Source organism: Geomonas edaphica, assembly GCF_004917075.1.
Taxonomy (GTDB): domain Bacteria; phylum Desulfobacterota; class Desulfuromonadia; order Geobacterales; family Geobacteraceae; genus Geomonas; species Geomonas edaphica.
On record NZ_SSYB01000005.1, the window covers coordinates 222014 to 238364 of the forward strand.

General features: G+C 60.9%; 10 protein-coding genes and 1 riboswitch. Of the genes, 4 read left to right on the top strand and 6 right to left on the bottom strand.

Annotation, left to right across the window (positions count from 1 at the left end):
- Positions 1-195 precede the first annotated feature (195 nt).
- The gene (locus E8K79_RS16775) at positions 196-2301 is read left to right on the top strand and encodes a sensor histidine kinase (protein ID WP_136515736.1); all 2106 of its coding nucleotides are present in this window, start codon (positions 196-198) and stop codon (positions 2299-2301) included.
- Here E8K79_RS16775 and E8K79_RS16780 read toward each other — a convergent pair.
- The 3 genes from E8K79_RS16780 to lexA are packed head-to-tail and all read right to left on the bottom strand — an operon-like array spanning position 2298 to position 7268.
- The gene (locus tag E8K79_RS16780; protein WP_136515737.1) at positions 2298-5333 is read right to left on the bottom strand and encodes a DNA polymerase III subunit alpha; all 3036 of its coding nucleotides are present in this window, start codon (positions 5331-5333) and stop codon (positions 2298-2300) included. The genes E8K79_RS16775 and E8K79_RS16780 overlap by 4 nt on opposite strands.
- Before the next feature lie 4 nt (positions 5334-5337).
- Complete coding sequence (locus tag E8K79_RS16785; RefSeq protein WP_136515738.1) at positions 5338-6588, bottom strand: DNA polymerase Y family protein; 1251 nt, start codon at positions 6586-6588, stop codon at positions 5338-5340.
- Positions 6564-7268, bottom strand: a complete 705-nt coding sequence (gene lexA / locus E8K79_RS16790) for a transcriptional repressor LexA (protein ID WP_136515739.1) — start codon at positions 7266-7268, stop codon at positions 6564-6566. Before lexA ends, E8K79_RS16785 begins: the two co-directional genes overlap by 25 nt.
- 956 nt (positions 7269-8224) lie before the next feature.
- Positions 8225-8301, top strand: a riboswitch (cyclic di-GMP riboswitch).
- Between the two features lie 134 nt (positions 8302-8435).
- Between lexA and E8K79_RS16795 the strand changes: the two genes are divergently transcribed.
- The 3 genes from E8K79_RS16795 to E8K79_RS16805 all read left to right on the top strand — a co-directional run bounded on the left by E8K79_RS16795 (position 8436) and on the right by E8K79_RS16805 (position 13689).
- A complete protein-coding gene (locus E8K79_RS16795; protein WP_136515740.1) occupies positions 8436-9668 on the top strand; it encodes a DUF4388 domain-containing protein in 1233 nt (410 codons plus the stop codon).
- Between the two features lie 77 nt (positions 9669-9745).
- On the top strand, positions 9746-10531 hold the full coding sequence (locus E8K79_RS16800) for a DUF2459 domain-containing protein (RefSeq protein WP_198419838.1): 786 nt from the start codon (positions 9746-9748) through the stop codon (positions 10529-10531).
- A 158-nt stretch (positions 10532-10689) separates the two neighbouring features.
- A complete protein-coding gene (locus tag E8K79_RS16805) occupies positions 10690-13689 on the top strand; it encodes an ATP-binding protein (RefSeq protein ID WP_136515741.1) in 3000 nt (999 codons plus the stop codon).
- Between the two features lie 38 nt (positions 13690-13727).
- Here E8K79_RS16805 and E8K79_RS16810 read toward each other — a convergent pair whose 3' ends face one another.
- The 3 genes from E8K79_RS16810 to E8K79_RS16820 all read right to left on the bottom strand — a co-directional run bounded on the left by E8K79_RS16810 (position 13728) and on the right by E8K79_RS16820 (position 16331).
- On the bottom strand, positions 13728-14375 hold the full coding sequence (locus E8K79_RS16810) for a class I SAM-dependent methyltransferase (protein WP_246043858.1): 648 nt from the start codon (positions 14373-14375) through the stop codon (positions 13728-13730).
- 66 nt (positions 14376-14441) lie between these two features.
- On the bottom strand, positions 14442-15362 hold the full coding sequence (locus E8K79_RS16815; protein ID WP_136515742.1) for an AEC family transporter: 921 nt from the start codon (positions 15360-15362) through the stop codon (positions 14442-14444).
- A 72-nt stretch (positions 15363-15434) separates the two neighbouring features.
- Positions 15435-16331, bottom strand: coding sequence for a LysR family transcriptional regulator (locus tag E8K79_RS16820; RefSeq protein ID WP_136515743.1), 897 nt, complete (start codon positions 16329-16331; stop codon positions 15435-15437).
- Positions 16332-16351: the final 20 nt, after the last annotated feature.

Below are 16351 nucleotides of genomic sequence, written 5' to 3' on the forward strand. Positions count from 1 at the left end.
CGCGGGGGCACCTGGGGCGCTTCGTGGACATATTTTCCCGACCTCCGCGGAATTCACAGATGAACGTTCGTGGGGACTTTTATCCCCGGCCCGTCCACTTTATCCTTAAGGATTCGATGTCTTGGCCGATGAAGCGAGAATGGCCTATAAGGAAATGTGATATAGGACCCGCCCGACCAGGAGTATTTGCAGTCAATGAGCGAACAGCCCCTCTACAACAGCAAGATCATCAGCATCTTCGTGACGCTGCTGAAGAAGAAGTACCCCAGCGTCGACGTGCGCGACATCCTGTGCTATGCAGGCATCACCGCATACGAACTGAGTGATGAGGGACACTGGCTCACCCAGACCCAGGTTGACCGCTTCCACGCCAGGATGACGCAGCTGGTCGGCACCGACATCGCCAGGGAAGGCGGGCGCTTTGCGACCTCAAAGGAGGCGCTCAGCGCGAGCGCCAAGTACACCCTCGGGCTCATCGGCCCCGGCAACACGCTCCTCGCTGCGGGTAAATGCGCGAGCCACTTCACCCGTTCCTCCCGCTTCGTCGGACGCAGGATCGCGGAAAACAAGGCGGAGATAACGGTCACCCCGTACGAGGGGGTCCAGGAGAAGCCGTACCAGTGCGAAAACCGCATCGGTTTCTTCGAGGCGATCGTCACCATGTTCGACTACGACATTCCCCAGGTCGAGCATCCGGAATGTATCTTCAATGGGGGGAACTGCTGCCGTTACGTGGTCACCTGGAAGAAGACGAGATTCGCGACCATACGCCGCGCGAGGAACATCATGATTCCGCTCAGCCTCGCGGTGTACGCCCTGCTGCAGCATAGCTTCGGGATCGGGCACCTCCCCGAGGTGCTGGCCGGGATCGCCATCTCAGCCCTCGTCGCCTCATATGTCGCGGAGCGGCTCGAGAAGCAGGAGATCCTGGTCACCCTGGCGAACGTGAAGGAATCGACCGAGCGGGCCATCGAGCAGATCGGGATGAACTACAACAACGCCCGGATGGTCAACGAGGTCGGTCAGGCCTTGAGCAGGCAGACCCGCACCGACGAGGTGCTGCGTAACGTCATCGGGGTCATCGAAAAAAGGCTTTGCTATGACCGGGGCGTCATCATGCTGGCCGACGACCGCAAGTCGCGCCTCAGGTTCAGCACCGGGTTCGGCTATAGCGACAAGCAGCTCGAGGCGCTGCTCAACAAGTCTTTTGACCTCACCTCTCCTGGCTCACAAGGGGTCTTCGTGGCCTCCTTCAGGGATAAGGAAAGCAAGTTCGTCGGTGACTTCTCTGAATTGGAGCACCTGCATTCCGAGCAGAGCGTGGCCTTGTCCCGTGAGATGGAGGCGGAATCCTTCATCTGCTGTCCCATCGTCTGCGAAGGGGAGTCGCTGGGAATCATTGCCGTGGACAACAACACCTCGAAGCGCCCGCTCACGCACAGTGACCTGAGCCTTCTGACCGGCATCGCCCCGGTCATCGGCATGAGCCTTCGCAACGCCATCTATCTGGAGCGCGAGCAACGCATGGCGGAGCAGATCCGGCAGTCGCAGAAGATGGAGTCGGTCGGGGTGCTGGCCGGCGGTATCGCCCACGACTTCAACAACCTGCTCACCGGCATGATGGGGTTTGTCACCCTGGCGCAGATGAAACTGGCTGAGGACGATGACGTCCAGCCTTTCCTGGAACAGGTGATGAGCGCCGCGGAAAAGGCCGCCTCGCTCACCCAGGGGCTCCTCGCCTTCAGCCGCAAACAGGTCAACCATCCCGAGCCGGTCAACCTGAACCAGGTGGTGGAAAACGTGCGCAAGCTGTTAAGCCGCCTGGTCACCAACAAGATCCGCATGAATTTCGAGCTCTGCGACGCGACGCTGCCGGTGGTTGCCGACTCGAGCCAGATCGACCAGTTGTTCACCAATCTAGCCAACAACGCCCGCGACGCCATGCCCGAGGGGGGAACCCTCACCATCAGCACCGGCTCCATGGATATCACGGAAGAATGGGTGTACGAGCACGGCTTCGGCGTGATCGGGTCGTACGCCGTGATAACGGTGACCGACACCGGGGTCGGCATGGACGAGGTGACGAAATCCCACGTGCTCGAACCCTTCTTCACCACCAAGGAGGTGGGGAAGGGGAGCGGGCTCGGGCTTGCCATCGTGTACGGCATCGTGAAGCAGCACGACGGCTATCTCGTCATCGACAGCAAGACGGGCGAAGGGACCACCTTCACGATCCTGCTGCCGCTCATAGGTGGCATCCCCGCGGGAATCGACGTCGGCGATCAGCCCGCCGCGCTCTAGCCGTTTCCCTCCAGGAAACCGACCCACTTCACCCTTAGCGTCGCCACGCCAAACTCCTCCTCCACGACCCCCTTCAGGAGATACGGACGCCGCTGCGAAAGTTTGCGGCAAAAACGGGCGTAGACGTCGGGGAAGAAGGTCGCGTCGAAGATGGCGGTGACGTCCTCGAAGGAGACGAACTCCATGGGACGCCCGTGCTTGTCCTCCACCATCTTTGTCGTGATCCACCATCCCACCATGGTCACCCATTTTCCCGAATGCTTGATGAGCTCCGCCGCCCTGATGGGGCGGTGGCGCTGCCACTGCGCCTTGTAGAGGGAAAGGGGGTGCCGGGAGGCGAGAAAGCCGAGCGCCTCCACCTCCTGCCGCAGCACCGTATCCGCATCGTAGGGAGGAGCCTTCGGGAGAGTCGTCTTATGCTCGAAGAGAAGCGCCGTGTCCTGCTGCTGAAAATGGAGCAGTTCCCAGAGAAGTGCGGGGCGCCTTTCCAGACCTTCCAGCGCGTCGAAGCACCCCGCCTTCACGAGCCGCTCGGCATCGGCACGCTGCACGCCGCTTCGTTGCAGGAAATCGGCGAAGGAGGCGTAGCGTCCCCCCTCCTGCCTCTCCCCGAAGAGCCGCTTTGCCCCTTTCCGCGTAAACCCGTCGATCTGCATGAGGCCGATGCGCAGCGTCTTTTCCTTGCCCAGGTAGTGGTACTCGCTCTCGTTGATGTCCGGCGGCAGGATGGCGAGACCCAGGCGGCGCCCCTCCGAGATGTAGGCGAACGGGGAGTAGTATCCCCCCTGGTTGGAGATCACCGCCGCCATGAACTGGGCCGGATGGTTCGCCTTCATGTAGGCGGCCTTGGCGCTCAAAAGGGCGTAGCTTGCCGAGTGCGGCTTGCAGAAGGAGTAGCCTGCAAAGGAGAGGATCTGTTCCCAGATCGCCGCGAGGACCGTGGCGGAGACGCCCCGCTCCGTTCCCCCGGCGACGAATTTGGCCCGGAAATCGGCGAGCCGCTTCTCCTTGTGCTTCTTCGTGATCACCTTGCGCAGTTGGTCCCCTTCGCTGGCGGAAAAGCCGGCGAGCTCCATGGCGATCTGTGTGATCTGCTCCTGGTAGATGGCGATACCGAGCGTCTCCCCGAGGACCCCTTCCAGAAGCGGGTGCAGGTGCTGCCACTTTTTCCCCTGCATGCGCGCCACGTACTCCTGGATGAAGCTGTTCGCCGCGGGCCTTATGATGGACGACGCCTGCACCAGCACCTCGAAGAGGTCGGCGTCGAAGGTCTCCGGCGGCGCCGTGGAGCTCCATATCTTGCGTAGCAGCAGGCGCACCGAGGGGGATTCCAGGTAAAAGCAGCCGATGGTGAGGCCGCGCCGCATGAGGCTCCGGGTACGCTCGTCCTCAAGCGGCCGCCAACTTGCGTAGTCTATCTCGACTCCCTTCTGCTCCTTGACCGCCGCCATCGCGTCACGGATCACGGCGAGCGAACGATTCCCCAGGATGTCGATCTTTACGAGCCCGGCGTCCTCGGCCTGGTCCTTCTCCCACTGGATGACCGGCAGCCCCTTGTGCGAGATCTCCACCGGGACGTACCGGCGGATCTCGTCCGGGACGATGATGAGCCCGCCGCAGTGCAGCGAAAGGTGGCGTAACTGGCCGTTCAGCCGCCTTGCCGTCGCCACGATCTCCAGCCAGTCCGGAGATAGGCTCTCGCCCTGGAAGAGCGGGTGCTCCGACATGGCCGCCGCCGTCTGTTCCGGCCGCCAGAAGCCGGAGACGCGCTCGGTCATCTCCTTGATCTCGCAGTCTGGCAGGCCGTAGACCTTTGCCACCTCGCGCAGCGCCGATCTTCCCTTGAAACCCACCTGGTTCGCCACCATCGCCGCGCGCCGTGCCCCGTAACGGGCGAAGGCGAAATCGAGGATCGCGTCGCGCTCGTCCCACGGGAAGTCGACGTCGATGTCCGGTGGATCGCTGCGCCCCTCGTTCAGGAAGCGTTCGAAGAAGAGGTTGTGCCGGATCGGGTCGACGTGGGTGATGCCGAGGCAGTACGCGACGAGCGAAGCCGCCGCGCTGCCGCGGCCGCAGGTGCGCTGCGACTGTCTGGTGATCTCTTCAACGACGAGGAAGTAGTGCGCGAACCCCTTGTCCCGGATGATGGAGAGTTCCTTGTCGAGCCGGGCCTCCACCTTTTCGTCGATCGCGCCGTAGCGCCAGAGGGCGCCGGCGCGGGCGCGGGACTTGAGGGTCGCGAAGGCATCGTCGTTGTTGAGTTCCCGGAAAGCGGGGAAGATGGTCGTCGAGAAGTCCCACTCCCTGCGGCACATGGCGGCGATGCGTGCCGAGTTTTCCAGCGCCTGCGGGCAGTGCGGGAAGAAGTCCGCCATCTGCGTCGCGTCGTACAGGGCGTCCGCCTCCGAAGCCGTCCGGTCCGGCGCGAGCCTGGAAAGTTTCGTATTGAGGTGGATGGCCCGCAGCACGCGGTGCAAGTGAAAGTCGCGCAGCTCGCCCCCGGCCCGCGCAGGCGGCGCTTCGAGTTGTGTGGCGCGTACAAGCGCCCGTGCCGTAGCCACCGGTGGCAGGCCGAGATCCCGTGACAGTGCGAGCGCCCGGTGCATGTCGTGCCCCGGCGACAGCTCCGCGAAGAGCCGCTCGGCGTATGCCCCCTTGAGTGCGGCGAGCAGGCGCGCGTCGTCGCTCAGGACGATGACCCCGTGCCGGTATTGCAGGAGCGCCCGGCAGAGGTCGAATCCCTTTTCGCAGTGGAGGTCGGAGAGAAGACGCGAGATGTTGGCGTAACCCTCTTCGTCCGAGGCGAGCAGCACCGCGCGGTTTTGCTCCGTCACCGCCTCCGTGCCGATGATGGGAGCGATCCCTGCCTCACGTGCCGCGTCAAGAAAGCGAGGCACGCCGTAGAGGCCGTTTCTGTCTGTGACGGCGAGAGTATCGAAGCCAAGACGCGCCGCCTCGGCGCAAAGCGCCTCCGGCGAGAGCACACCCCAACCGGGGGAGAGGGAACTGTGTACGTGGAGATGGACGAACATATGTTTAGTTTTTAGTCACCGTCATATACCTGTTCTGCTCCGGGTCCCAGGCTGGTGGCGCCTCGCTGGCGACGGTGACTTCCCGGTGCGCCGCGAGCCCCTTGCCCCAGCGCACCGCGTTCTTGCCGTGCTTTTCCCGCAAGAGGTCCAGCGTCTCCTGCAGATCGCTCTCCCTTCTCGACACCTCGGCAGCCGCAGGCGCGAAGAGATCCATCTGCCCAGCCTCCCCGGCCACCTGGTCGCAGGACAGACGCAGCCCCTTCACCCTCTGCCGCCTCTTACAGGTGGAGAAGAAAAGCTCCTCCGCCGCGCCCATAAGCGCCAAGTCGAAAGCGGTGGCCGAGTGAAGGATCTTCTTACCCTGCTGCGTCACCCCGTCCGCGTACATCACCGAAAGCGTGATCTTGCGCGCCCCCTTGTTGAGCTGTCTGAGCCTCAGCCCGCACCCCTCCACGAGCCGCAAGAGTTCCGAGAGCAGGACCGCGTCGTCGTTTTCCTCCTGGTCGAGAAGCCCCTCCTCGACGATCTCCGTTGAAAGCCTGGGCGGCTGAACCGGAGAGCGATCTATGCCGCAGGCCCGGTCGTGCAACAACGGAGCGAACGCTCCCACGGCCAGCCGCAACTGGGGCACCGACAACGCCGCCACCTGCTCGACCCGCTGCAGGTTCAGGTCCCGGAAAAGAAGTGTCTGTCGCGATTCCCCCACGCCTGGAAGCACCGACACCGGGAAGGGGGCGAGGAAACTTTTCTCGGCGCCGTGAAAGACGTCGTAGACGCCGGGTTCCTGCATCACATCCGCGGCCACCCGCGAAACGAGCTTATTGCCACCCGCCCCGGCCATCGCCACGAGGCCTAGCCCTGTGGAAATCGACTTCTCCATGCGCGCCGCCACGTCGCGTGCCGGTCCGAAAAGCCGACGCGAAGCGGTCACGTCGAGGAAAACGCGTCCGGCCCCCGGCTCCACGATCGGGGTGAATTCAGCCGAAAGCTCCGTGAGAGCATGGCTCCCTTTCGCCATCAGGTGCGGGTCGGGGGCGATGACGATGAGCGAGGGACAGGACCTGCGCGCGTGGTAAATCGGCGTCCCCACGTGCACCCCTTCCGCCTCCGCTTCGGCGGAGATACACTGCAAAAGCGCCCGTTCCGAGTTTAGCGGCGCCACCGCCACCGGACGGCCGCGCAGGTGCGCGTGCACCACCCGCGCGAGCGCGATGGGGAAGGCCGGAACCGTTATGTGGAGGATTTCCCGGTCCACTTGCGATAAAACCTCATCGAGCCCACCAGGATGCCCCTGATGTGAAACTCGTCGTCCTCCGTCACCATGATCGGGCTCATCGCCGCATTCGCCGGCAGGAGCTGGATAATGTTTCCCTTGCGCTGATACTTCTTGATGGTGATCGAGCCGTTCACCTCTGCGATCACCGTCTGGCCGTTCTCGGCGACCGACTGCGGGTGCACCGCCACGTAGTCGCCGTCCATGATCCCCATCTCCACCATGGAATCGCCGCGCACCTCGTAGACCACGTTCCCCGGTCCCGCCATAGCCGAAGGGACCTCGATGGCGTCCGCCAGTTCGAAAGCGTGCACCGGCTTACCCGCCGCCACGATTCCCACCAGCGGCAGTTCTAGGAAAGTAACGTTTGCCCCCAGTGGCGGGGGCGTAACTGTCCCTCCCTTTGCAATGGTGCCGGCCGTAAGCGTCGCCCCCTTTGCGAAGGGGAGACAGGGGGGATTTGCCGTCAACTGCAGCCCCCTCTTAGCATTAGCCTGTCGCGCAAGGAGCCCGTGCCGTTCCAACGAACGAAGGTAATGTTGCACCGTCCCGAGCGACTCGAAGCCGCACCCCTGAGCGATCTCCATCTGGGAAGGCTGGAAGCCGTGCTCCTCGACGAAACCCAGAATGAAATCAAGAACCCTCTTCTGTTTAGGCGTCATTTCGACCTCCACCGCATCCTTGTCCCGGTCCGATCAGGAAAGCGAGGATACTCGTAAGTTTTTCGTAAGTCAAGGGGTGAACGCGGCAAGCGCGACGCGCGTCGCTCGCTCTTCGTCGTCAGTCGTCTGCCTGCTCGGGGAAAAGTGAAGAAGAAAGCTGAAAAAGGAGGGATTGGATGGAAAACTGACGAACAGAGTTATCTGCTGTTTAAGTGAAGCCCGTGTTTTAGCAGGTTTGCAGTGATTTAAGAGCCTTACATGGCGGCACACGTGTTACCAATCGCGGTATTCGTGTTATCCATCGCGGTAAATGATTAATATACCGCGGCGGATGACTTTTCCATCGCGGCGGATGATTAATATACTGCGGTGGATGACTTTTCCATCGCGATGCACGTGTTATTTATTGCGGTATTCGTGTTATCCATCGCGATGGATAATTAATATACCGGGTCGGATAACTTCTCCATCGCGATAGATGATTAATCTAACGCGGTACACAACTTTTCCATCGCGATGCACGTGTTATTTATTGCGGTATTCGTGTTATCCATCACGATGGATAATTAATATACCGGGTCGGATAACTTCTCCATCGCGATAGACGATTAATCTAACGCGGTACACAACTTTTCCATCGCGATGCACGTGTTATCTATCGCAGTATTCGTGTTATCCATCGCGATGGATGATTAATATACCGCGTTGGATAACTTCTCCATCGCGATGGATGATTTATCCAACGCTGTGTGCGACTTTCCCACGGTAATGGATCATTCTTTGGGCGTGCAGGCCTGTGGAGAGATGGGACGCTGCGAAATTTGCTGCGCACCAAAATGGTGAAAAGGTAAAGAATATACTTTGGGCTTCTTGATCAAAGCTTCTCATTGTTTACTCTTGACGAAGCGGGCTGCTTGGGCTATCGTTCGCCGCAAGCCAATACAATTAAAGCCGGATAACGACAATACTAAACCATCCGCGAGGATGGGACGGAAAGCCTACAGGGTCTCATAGAGACAGCCGGGTCGCCGAAATATCTCAAGATATTCTGGCCCCGGCTTTTTTTATGGAGCAATTTCCGATGCGAAGGGGGCTGATGCCGTTCTCGGCTCCATCTGACTCCCCCTTCCTCGCATTACCTAATCCTTCATATGAGAGGCTAAAACCATGAGTCTTGTTGGCAACATCGACGATCTGGGACTCGGCGAGATCATGCAGATCGTCAGCTTGAGCCGAAAGTCCGGCGTGCTGTCATTGAAAAGTCTGGGGCGCGAGGCCAGCATCATTTTTCAGAATGGCTACGTCACCAGGGCGAGTTCAACCGTCTTTAGACAGAACATGGGCGAGCTGCTGATTCGCAGGGGCGTCATCGACCGAAGCACCCTCAACCTTGCTTTGAGCGCACAGGCGGATGAAGGGTACCGGCGGCTTCTTGGAACCATCATGGTCGAGCGCTTCGGGGTCAGCGCCGACGCGATCGAGAACGTGGTGCGCGACCAGATCGAGAAGGTGGTCTATTCCCTCTTTGCCTGGACCAAGGGGACTTTCGAGTTCGAGATGCAGGAGGTGACGGAAGGAGTCGCCGTAAAGCTGGACCCGGGGCAGTTTCTACTGTTGCAGGGGCTCAATCCGCAGTTTCTTGCCATGGAGGGGTCGCGGATCCTCGACGAAAAAAGGCACCGCGGCGAACTGGTTGAAGAGCGGGAGGCCCCTGCCGCCCCAAAGGTTTATGGCAATCCACCCATGGAGTCCTCAGCTATCCCGGCAACACCGGAACTGCCGTCTCTGACCTTGGAAGAAGGAGCACCTCCACCGGAGATAGTCGAGATAACCGCTTGGCTCGTGATGGCGGTCGGTGCGGCAGCTCTTCTCTACGGAATCACCGGGCTCATGAAGTACTACGGTACCGATTGGCAGGCGGTACTGTCGGAGCCGTACCTGGTCCCCGTGTCGAAGCTGTCCGTGTTCTTTGATCTGGGGTTCATCCCATGGACCGTCACCGTCGCAGGAATCCATCTGCTCTGGGCTGCCTACCAGTTCTGGAAGCTCAGGAAGGGCGGCTTGCGTCGGCTGGTCGAAGGGGCTTGGTCTGGTATCACGGTCGTGGTAATCTACGAAGTCGTTCAGTTCCTCCAGTGGGTGAAACTCGCTTCCAGTCACGCAGCCCTTTCATATTACGCCGTCGGCGTCGTCGGTCTCATCTTCGGGACCGCCCTGTTGTCTGCGCCCTTTGCCGGGCTCCTGCTCTGCCTAAGGAGCGAGTGGATGTTGCGCGAGCTGAGAACGGTTTACCTGATACCTGTAGCGGGAACCAATCGGAGGGTAGGGCAGAACAGGAACTTCTTTAGATCGATTACGCAGCTGCGACATGAAGCCTTCAAGAAAGCCGGGTTGCGGTGATGGTGGCGTGTCTGCTTTGACGGATGGGGGTGGCTTGGTAAGATCTCCGGGGCAGCAGGAAACTCCGGGAGGTCCTCATGGAAAAGCGAGGGGCCATGCAAACGGTGCTTGCCAGGCTTCGGGCGGCGTGGGGACGAAAATGGCTGATCGTGCTGCTTCCTCCGCTTGTGGCGGTGCTCGCCGGGTGCGCCTCCGGCAAGAAATGGAACTACCTGCCTGCGACGCGGGGCGAGGAACGCTCGATATACGTGATAGCACACGGATGGCACGCCGGGATCGCTCTATCGAGCGAGGATCTGGGGAACGAGCTGGGATTCTTGAGGGAATACCTTCGGCCGGGGCGCTACTATGAGTTCGGCTGGGGAGAGGCGGACTTCTACCAAGCTGACAAGGTGACGCCGGCCATCTTCTTGAAGGCGGTCTTCTGGAGAAATCCGAGCGTCATGCACGTCTTCTCCATGCCGGCCGTCCCGCCGGAGCAGTACCGAGGAGGCGAAGTGGTCGAGCTCAAGCTTTCGGCAGCCGGCTTGAAACACCTGAAGGATAAGTTGCGGACCAGTTTCCAATTCAACGCGGCAGGTCGCCCCTACCCCCTGAAGGCGGGACCTCACGGCGAAGACAGGTTTTTCAAGGCGGAAGGGTATTACCTCATCACCCATACCTGCAACACCTGGACGGCCAAGGTACTGGAAAGCGGGGGCGTACCCGTGGACACCGTCTTCACCCTGCGTTCGGCGAGCGTGATGAGGCAGGTAAAAAAAGCCAGTGAGGAGTATCGGCGGTTGCGCCCCTCTGACAGGTACAATCCTTCTACGTCACGCTCCGCCTCTTCTCAGCTTTTGGATGCGCGCTTATCTCAATAGCTACTGTGGGCCAACCGTTAGATTCCCACCATATGCTGATGTGACAACTGGTAATCCTGTATTCGGATTGTCACGTTCAGAGACGAGTTGATTTCTGCTAAGCTAACACAGTATTTTGCCGATGTTTACAGTAACAACTGTGCGCCGAGAGATGTCACATGACTCGTTCTTCCACACTTTCCACCCGTTTTCTGCTGCTGCTTATCACCTTCGTCGTTGCCCTGCCGGCTGCGGGCGTCATCATTTACTCCGGGATACAGTTCCGCAACGCCATGATAGACGACGCCGGGAAGGAGACACTGCGTGTTACCGAAAGGATCGGTGCCGAGCAGCGCAACCTCGTGGTGGCGGCTGAGCAACTCATGACCTCGCTGGCGCAACTCCCCGAGGTAAAGGCGCGTGACGCGGCTCGGGTCGAGCCGATCCTAAAAGAGCTGCGCAAGTTGAACCCGATGTACGGCAACATCATCGTTGCGGATCGGCAGGGACGGGTCTGGGCAACCGCCATGCCGATGCGCCAGCAACTGATCACCTCAGACCGCCGCTTTTTCAAAGCCGCCTTGGCCAGTGGCAGACTTTCCTCGGGCGAGTACGTGGTAAGCAGGATCACGACGAGGCCCATCTTCAACCTCGGCTACCCGCTCAAGGACGAGAAAGGGGCGGTGGTCGGCGTCATCAGCGTCACCCTCAATATCGAGAACTACCAGTCCCTGCTGCAGCAGATGCACCTGCCGGTAGGGACCAGCTTCGTGATACTGGACCACAAGGGGGTCATTCTCGCCAGGGGGATAGACCCGGAACACTACCTCGGCAAACCCTACCCCGCAAATGCCTTCAAGAAACTCCAGGAGGGACCCGACCGTGGGACCCACATCAGAGGCGGGCTCCAGGGGGACAAGCGCATCATCTCCTACCTCAAGCTTTGGCTTCCCGGCGAAAACACCCCTTACATGTACGTCACCGCCGGAATACCGATCGAGGCCGCCACGCGCAACGCAGACCGCTCGCTTGCCTACAGCATGACTTTGCTGTCGTCGTTTCTGCTCCTTGCGTGCCTCGCAGCCATCTTCATCGGCAAGCGCTGTTTGGGCGACCGCATCAAGATCCTCGAGGAAGCCTCCAGGCGGTTGGCCGATGGGGAGACGGGTATGAAGGTATCCGACTTGGTGCATGGGGGGGAACTTGGCGGGCTCGCCCGCACCTTCGACGCCATGGCGGAACAGCTGCGTGCCAGGGAGGACGCGCTCGCGCGCAGCGAGGCCTTCATGAACACCATCATCGAGACGGAGCCCGAGTGCGTCAAGATGCTCGACTCGGAGGGGTGCCTGCAGATGATGAACCGCGCGGGTCTCAACATGATCGACGCGGACTCCTTCGCGCAGGTAGAGGGAAAGTGTGTCTTTAACAGGATCGCCCCGGAATTCAAAGAGGCTTTCAAGGAACTGACCCGTAACGTGTTCCGCGGCATCCCCGGCAACCTGGTATTTCAGACCTCGGGGCTTAAGGGAAGGCGCGTCTGGCTCGACACCCATGCGGTCCCCTTCCGCAACGACCGCGGAGAGATCGTGTCGCTGCTCGGCATCACCAGGGACATCACCGAGCAGATGAAGAGCGAGGAGCAGCGTCAGGAGACGTTACTGCTTTTCGAGTCGCTCCTGCAGTACTCGCCCATGGGGATCCGCATCTTTGACGGTGAATCAGGCAAATGTATCCTGCTGAACCAGGCGACTGCGGACATCGCGGGTGGGGATGTGGAGCAGATGCAGCAGCAGAACTTCCGCTTATTGCAGTCCTGGCGGGAAAGCGGTCTGTTGGAGGCGGCTGAAACGGTTCTCGGCGACGGCATCGCGCGTGTTCACGAGGTGGAGCTGCATACGAGCTTCGGCAAGGACATCGCCATGTCGTACGTGCTTTCCCGGCTCATGATCAAGGAGAAGAAGCATCTCCTTGTGGTCGGACGTGATGTGACCGATGAAAGGCGGCTGACTGAGGACAAGAAAAGGATGGAAGCCCAGATGCTGCATGTTCAGAAGCTGGAGAGCCTGGGAGTTCTGGCGGGAGGGATCGCCCACGACTTCAACAACATCCTGATGGCGATCATGGGGAACGCGGAACTGGCTCTGCTAAGGCTCCCACAGGAATCTCCCGTACGTGGGAACCTGCAGAACATAGAAAAATCGTCACAACGGGCGGCCGACCTGGCCCAGCAGATGCTCGCTTATTCCGGCAAGGGGAGTTTTCTCATCGAGGAGGTCAACGTCAACGCTCTCGTCGAGGAAATGAGGCACATGTTGGATGTCTCCATTTCTAAGAAGGTGGAGATGCACCTTGAGCTTGCCGAGGATCTCCCCCTGGTGGAAGTCGATGCGACGCAGATCCGCCAAGTGGTCATGAACCTTGTCATCAACGCCTCCGAAGCGATCGGCGACAAAAACGGCGTCATCTCGATCAGGACCGGCGCGCGGCGGTGCGACGCCGTAACGCTCTCGCAGCTGTGGCTAAACGACAGACTCCAGGAGGGGCTGTACGTCTACCTCGAGGTTTCCGACAACGGGTGCGGCATGGCCCCCGAAACCGTTGCTAAGATATTCGATCCCTTTTTCACCACCAAGTTCACCGGGCGCGGCCTCGGAATGGCGGCGGTCCTCGGCATAGTGCGTGGGCATAACGGTACCATAGAGGTCCGCAGCGAGCCGGGCGAAGGGTCAAGCTTCACCGTCTTTATCCCGGCCGTCTCGGGAGATGCGCGGCCGCAGCCGCAAGCGCAGGAAGCACTCCCTGCGCCGACCGGCACCGGGACCGTTCTTCTAGTAGATGACGAGGAGACCATCCGCAGTCTCGGGACGGAGATGCTGGAAACCCTGGGGTATCACGTGTTGACTGCGGAGGACGGGGCTGCCGCCATAGAAATCTTCCAGCGGCAAAAGGACGACATCACGTGCGTCATCCTTGACCTCACCATGCCGCATATGGACGGGGAGCAGGCGCTGCGCGTGCTGCGCTCCCTTGATACGGGGGTGCAGGTCCTCTTGTCCAGCGGCTTCAGCGAACAGGAAATCACCCAGAGGTTCACCGGGTGGGGGCTGACTGGATTCATCCAGAAGCCGTACCGCCTCACCGATCTGAGCCGAAAGCTCCAGCTGGTTCACAAAAGCTAAGAGCCGAGAACTGAGACAGGCGGTTCCCTTTGCTTTGTTCAGCGCTTCGCGGCGCTGCCGCGATAGGTGTACCCTGCAATCCTTGGCACGCCGCCCATATAATCCTCGTCCATCTCCAGGATGCGGAAGCCGCCGGTCACGAGAAGCGTCGGGATGGGGCGGTCCAGGTGGCATCCCCCGGCCGCGTGTTTCCACCATGGTGTGATCCGCTTCTGCCACTTAAGGATCGATGCGTCCGGTGCCGCGCCGTGTTCGCAGAACAATAGCCTACCCTGCACCTTGAGCACGCGCCGCATTTCGGCCAGTGCTCCCCGCCAGTCTGCGATACTGCACAGGGTGAACGTGAGCAGTACCGTGTCTACTGTCGCGTCGCCAAGCGGGATCCGCGCCGCCGGCAGATCCAGCCATTCCACCTGAATTCCGCTGCGCTTAACGTTTTCCGCCGCCACCCTGCGCATACCCGGGGACGGCTCCAGACCCCAGACGCGGGTGACCTTATCCTTGTCGTAAAACGGCAGGTTCAGCGCCGTTCCCATCCCCACTTCCAGGACGTTGCCTTGCGCCTGAGGGACGATCAGCGCCCGCTGACGTGCCAGCGGCTTCATGCCGCAGACGCAGTTGGTGAGGTGTGGCAGGCAGTGCTCATTGTACATGTCCATCTTGATCACCTCTTGCTTCTCAATCATGGCTGCATAACCTGAAAGCGTCTCGTATGGCAACACATTTGTTTGTTCTTCAAGAGAGGTGTCTGGCTAGACCAGTATCCAGATGGTGAGCGGGAGCGTTAGGAAGGAGAGGCAGGTCTGGGCGGTGATGATGGCCGCCATGCTGTCATGGTCGCCTCCCATCTGCCGCGAGAGTATGTAGGAGGCCGGTGAGGTGGGGACGCTGAAAAGAAGCAGCACGACCCCTGCGGCGGTGCCGGACAGGCCGGTCGCCGAGGCGAGCTGCCAGGCGACCAACGGCTTGCAGAGGAACTGGATGGTGCAGCTTGCGACGAGCGGCTGCCAGTGCAACGCGAGGTTCCCGGCGCGGTAGGCGGCGCCTACGGCCATGAGCCCGAGCGGGAAGGCCGCCTTTCCTGCCAAAAGAAGGGTCCCGTCCAGCGCGGCGGGAAGCTTGAGTCCGGAAGCGTTGAGCGCAATACCTGCCACGCATGCGATGATGAGGGGATTGCGTGTCAGATCCCGTACGAGCCGCTTGAAATCGATGCCGGCACTGTTGCCGACGGTGAGCGAGAAGGCCGAGACGCAGAGCACGTTGATGAGCACGATCATGAAGCCGGCGCCGAGGGCCGCGAGGAATAGACCCTCCTTGCCGAACAGGCTCTCGGCGAGTGCCAGGGCGACGAAGGTGTTGAAACGCACCCCTCCCTGGAAAAGCGATGTGAAGACGCCCCCTCCCATGCGCCGGTTGGCGACTCCCCAGATAACGACCAGCAGGGCACTGGCGACGATGACCCCCTCGACGGTGAGCAGGATGTTGAGCCAGGGGAGCGTCCCGATCTTCTTACCCGCGAGGCTGTGGATGAGCGCGGCCGGCATGAGCAGGAAGTAGGTGAGCCTTTCAGCGGAGGGCCAGAACGAGGAGGGGAGAAACTCGCTGCGCCTTATCAGGAAGCCGACCAGGATCAGCGAGAGAACCGGTGTGAGGGCGGTGATGATGGTTGCCATGCTACTCTCCTTTACTTCGGTGAGGTGAGAGTAACATGGGGGACAGTTTGGCAAAAGTTGATAATTCTTGCGTTAGGCTTGAGTATTTCTTGAGGGTCGGCACTCCGCTTGGAGTTCGTCCAGCACCAGTTGTGTGAGCGCCAAGCGCGGGTGACGCAGTTTCTGGTACATCCCGACCCGCCTGGTCAACTGCGGGGTTCCGAACGGGGCGAGGCTGAAATGCCCCTGCGCCTTATCGAGGCGCTGCCGGTTCAACGGCACGACGGCGATGCCGAGCCCCTGTTCCACGAGGCTGATCGCCGCCTCCAGGGAGTCGAACTCCATCACCTCGCGCGGCTTTATCCCCTGTGCCAGCAAATGGGCGTCCACGAGGGCCCCGGCCCACGCGGTCTTGTCGAAGCGAACGAAGGGGTAGGTCTCGAAAAGTTCCTGCACCGTCGTGGCTGCAGCACCCTGCGGGGCGACCACGAAGAAGGGCTCCTCGTCGTACGCCTGCCACCGGCAGTGCGGCGGGATGGCGAAGGGGGGCTCGGTGGTGAGCGCCGCGTCGAGATCCCCCTCTTCGACCTGGCGCACGAGCTCTGCCGACAGGCTCGAGACCAGGCGCACCTGCATCTCCTCGTGCGTTTTGCGCAGCCGCCCGAGTACTGGGGGGAGAGGACCGGTGAGCACGGTGGGGACCACCCCCAGCGTCAGCACCCCTTTGATGGCGCCCGAGGGCGAGAGGTCCGCCTTGATCCCGTCGTAGATGTCGAGGATCTCGCGGACTCGCTCCACGACCAGTTTGCCGTTCATGTTGAGTTTGGGGCTGCGTCCGGTCCGCTCGAAGAGCTGCACGCCGAATTCCTCTTCCAGGTTCCTGATCTGGAGGCTCACGGCGGATTGGGTTAACCCCATCTGTTCTGCGGCGGCGGCAAAACTCCCTTTGCCGGCGACTGCTGCGAGGATGCGAAGGCTGCGCAAGGACATTTGTAACTCCAAGAACGATG

Excerpts from the sequence above, each read along its gene's own strand:
- E8K79_RS16780 (WP_136515737.1), bottom strand. The coding sequence starts at position 5,333 with ATGTTCGTCCATCTCCACGTACACAGTTCCCTCTCCCCCGGTTGGGGT.
- E8K79_RS16810 (WP_246043858.1), bottom strand. The coding sequence starts at position 14,375 with ATGATTGAGAAGCAAGAGGTGATCAAGATGGACATGTACAATGAGCAC.
- E8K79_RS16815 (WP_136515742.1), bottom strand. The coding sequence starts at position 15,362 with ATGGCAACCATCATCACCGCCCTCACACCGGTTCTCTCGCTGATCCTG.
- E8K79_RS16775 (WP_136515736.1), top strand. The coding sequence starts at position 196 with ATGAGCGAACAGCCCCTCTACAACAGCAAGATCATCAGCATCTTCGTG.
- E8K79_RS16800 (WP_198419838.1), top strand. The coding sequence starts at position 9,746 with ATGGAAAAGCGAGGGGCCATGCAAACGGTGCTTGCCAGGCTTCGGGCG.
- E8K79_RS16795 (WP_136515740.1), top strand. The coding sequence starts at position 8,436 with ATGAGTCTTGTTGGCAACATCGACGATCTGGGACTCGGCGAGATCATG.
- lexA (WP_136515739.1), bottom strand. The coding sequence starts at position 7,268 with ATGACGCCTAAACAGAAGAGGGTTCTTGATTTCATTCTGGGTTTCGTC.
- E8K79_RS16805 (WP_136515741.1), top strand. The coding sequence starts at position 10,690 with ATGACTCGTTCTTCCACACTTTCCACCCGTTTTCTGCTGCTGCTTATC.
- E8K79_RS16820 (WP_136515743.1), bottom strand. The coding sequence starts at position 16,331 with ATGTCCTTGCGCAGCCTTCGCATCCTCGCAGCAGTCGCCGGCAAAGGG.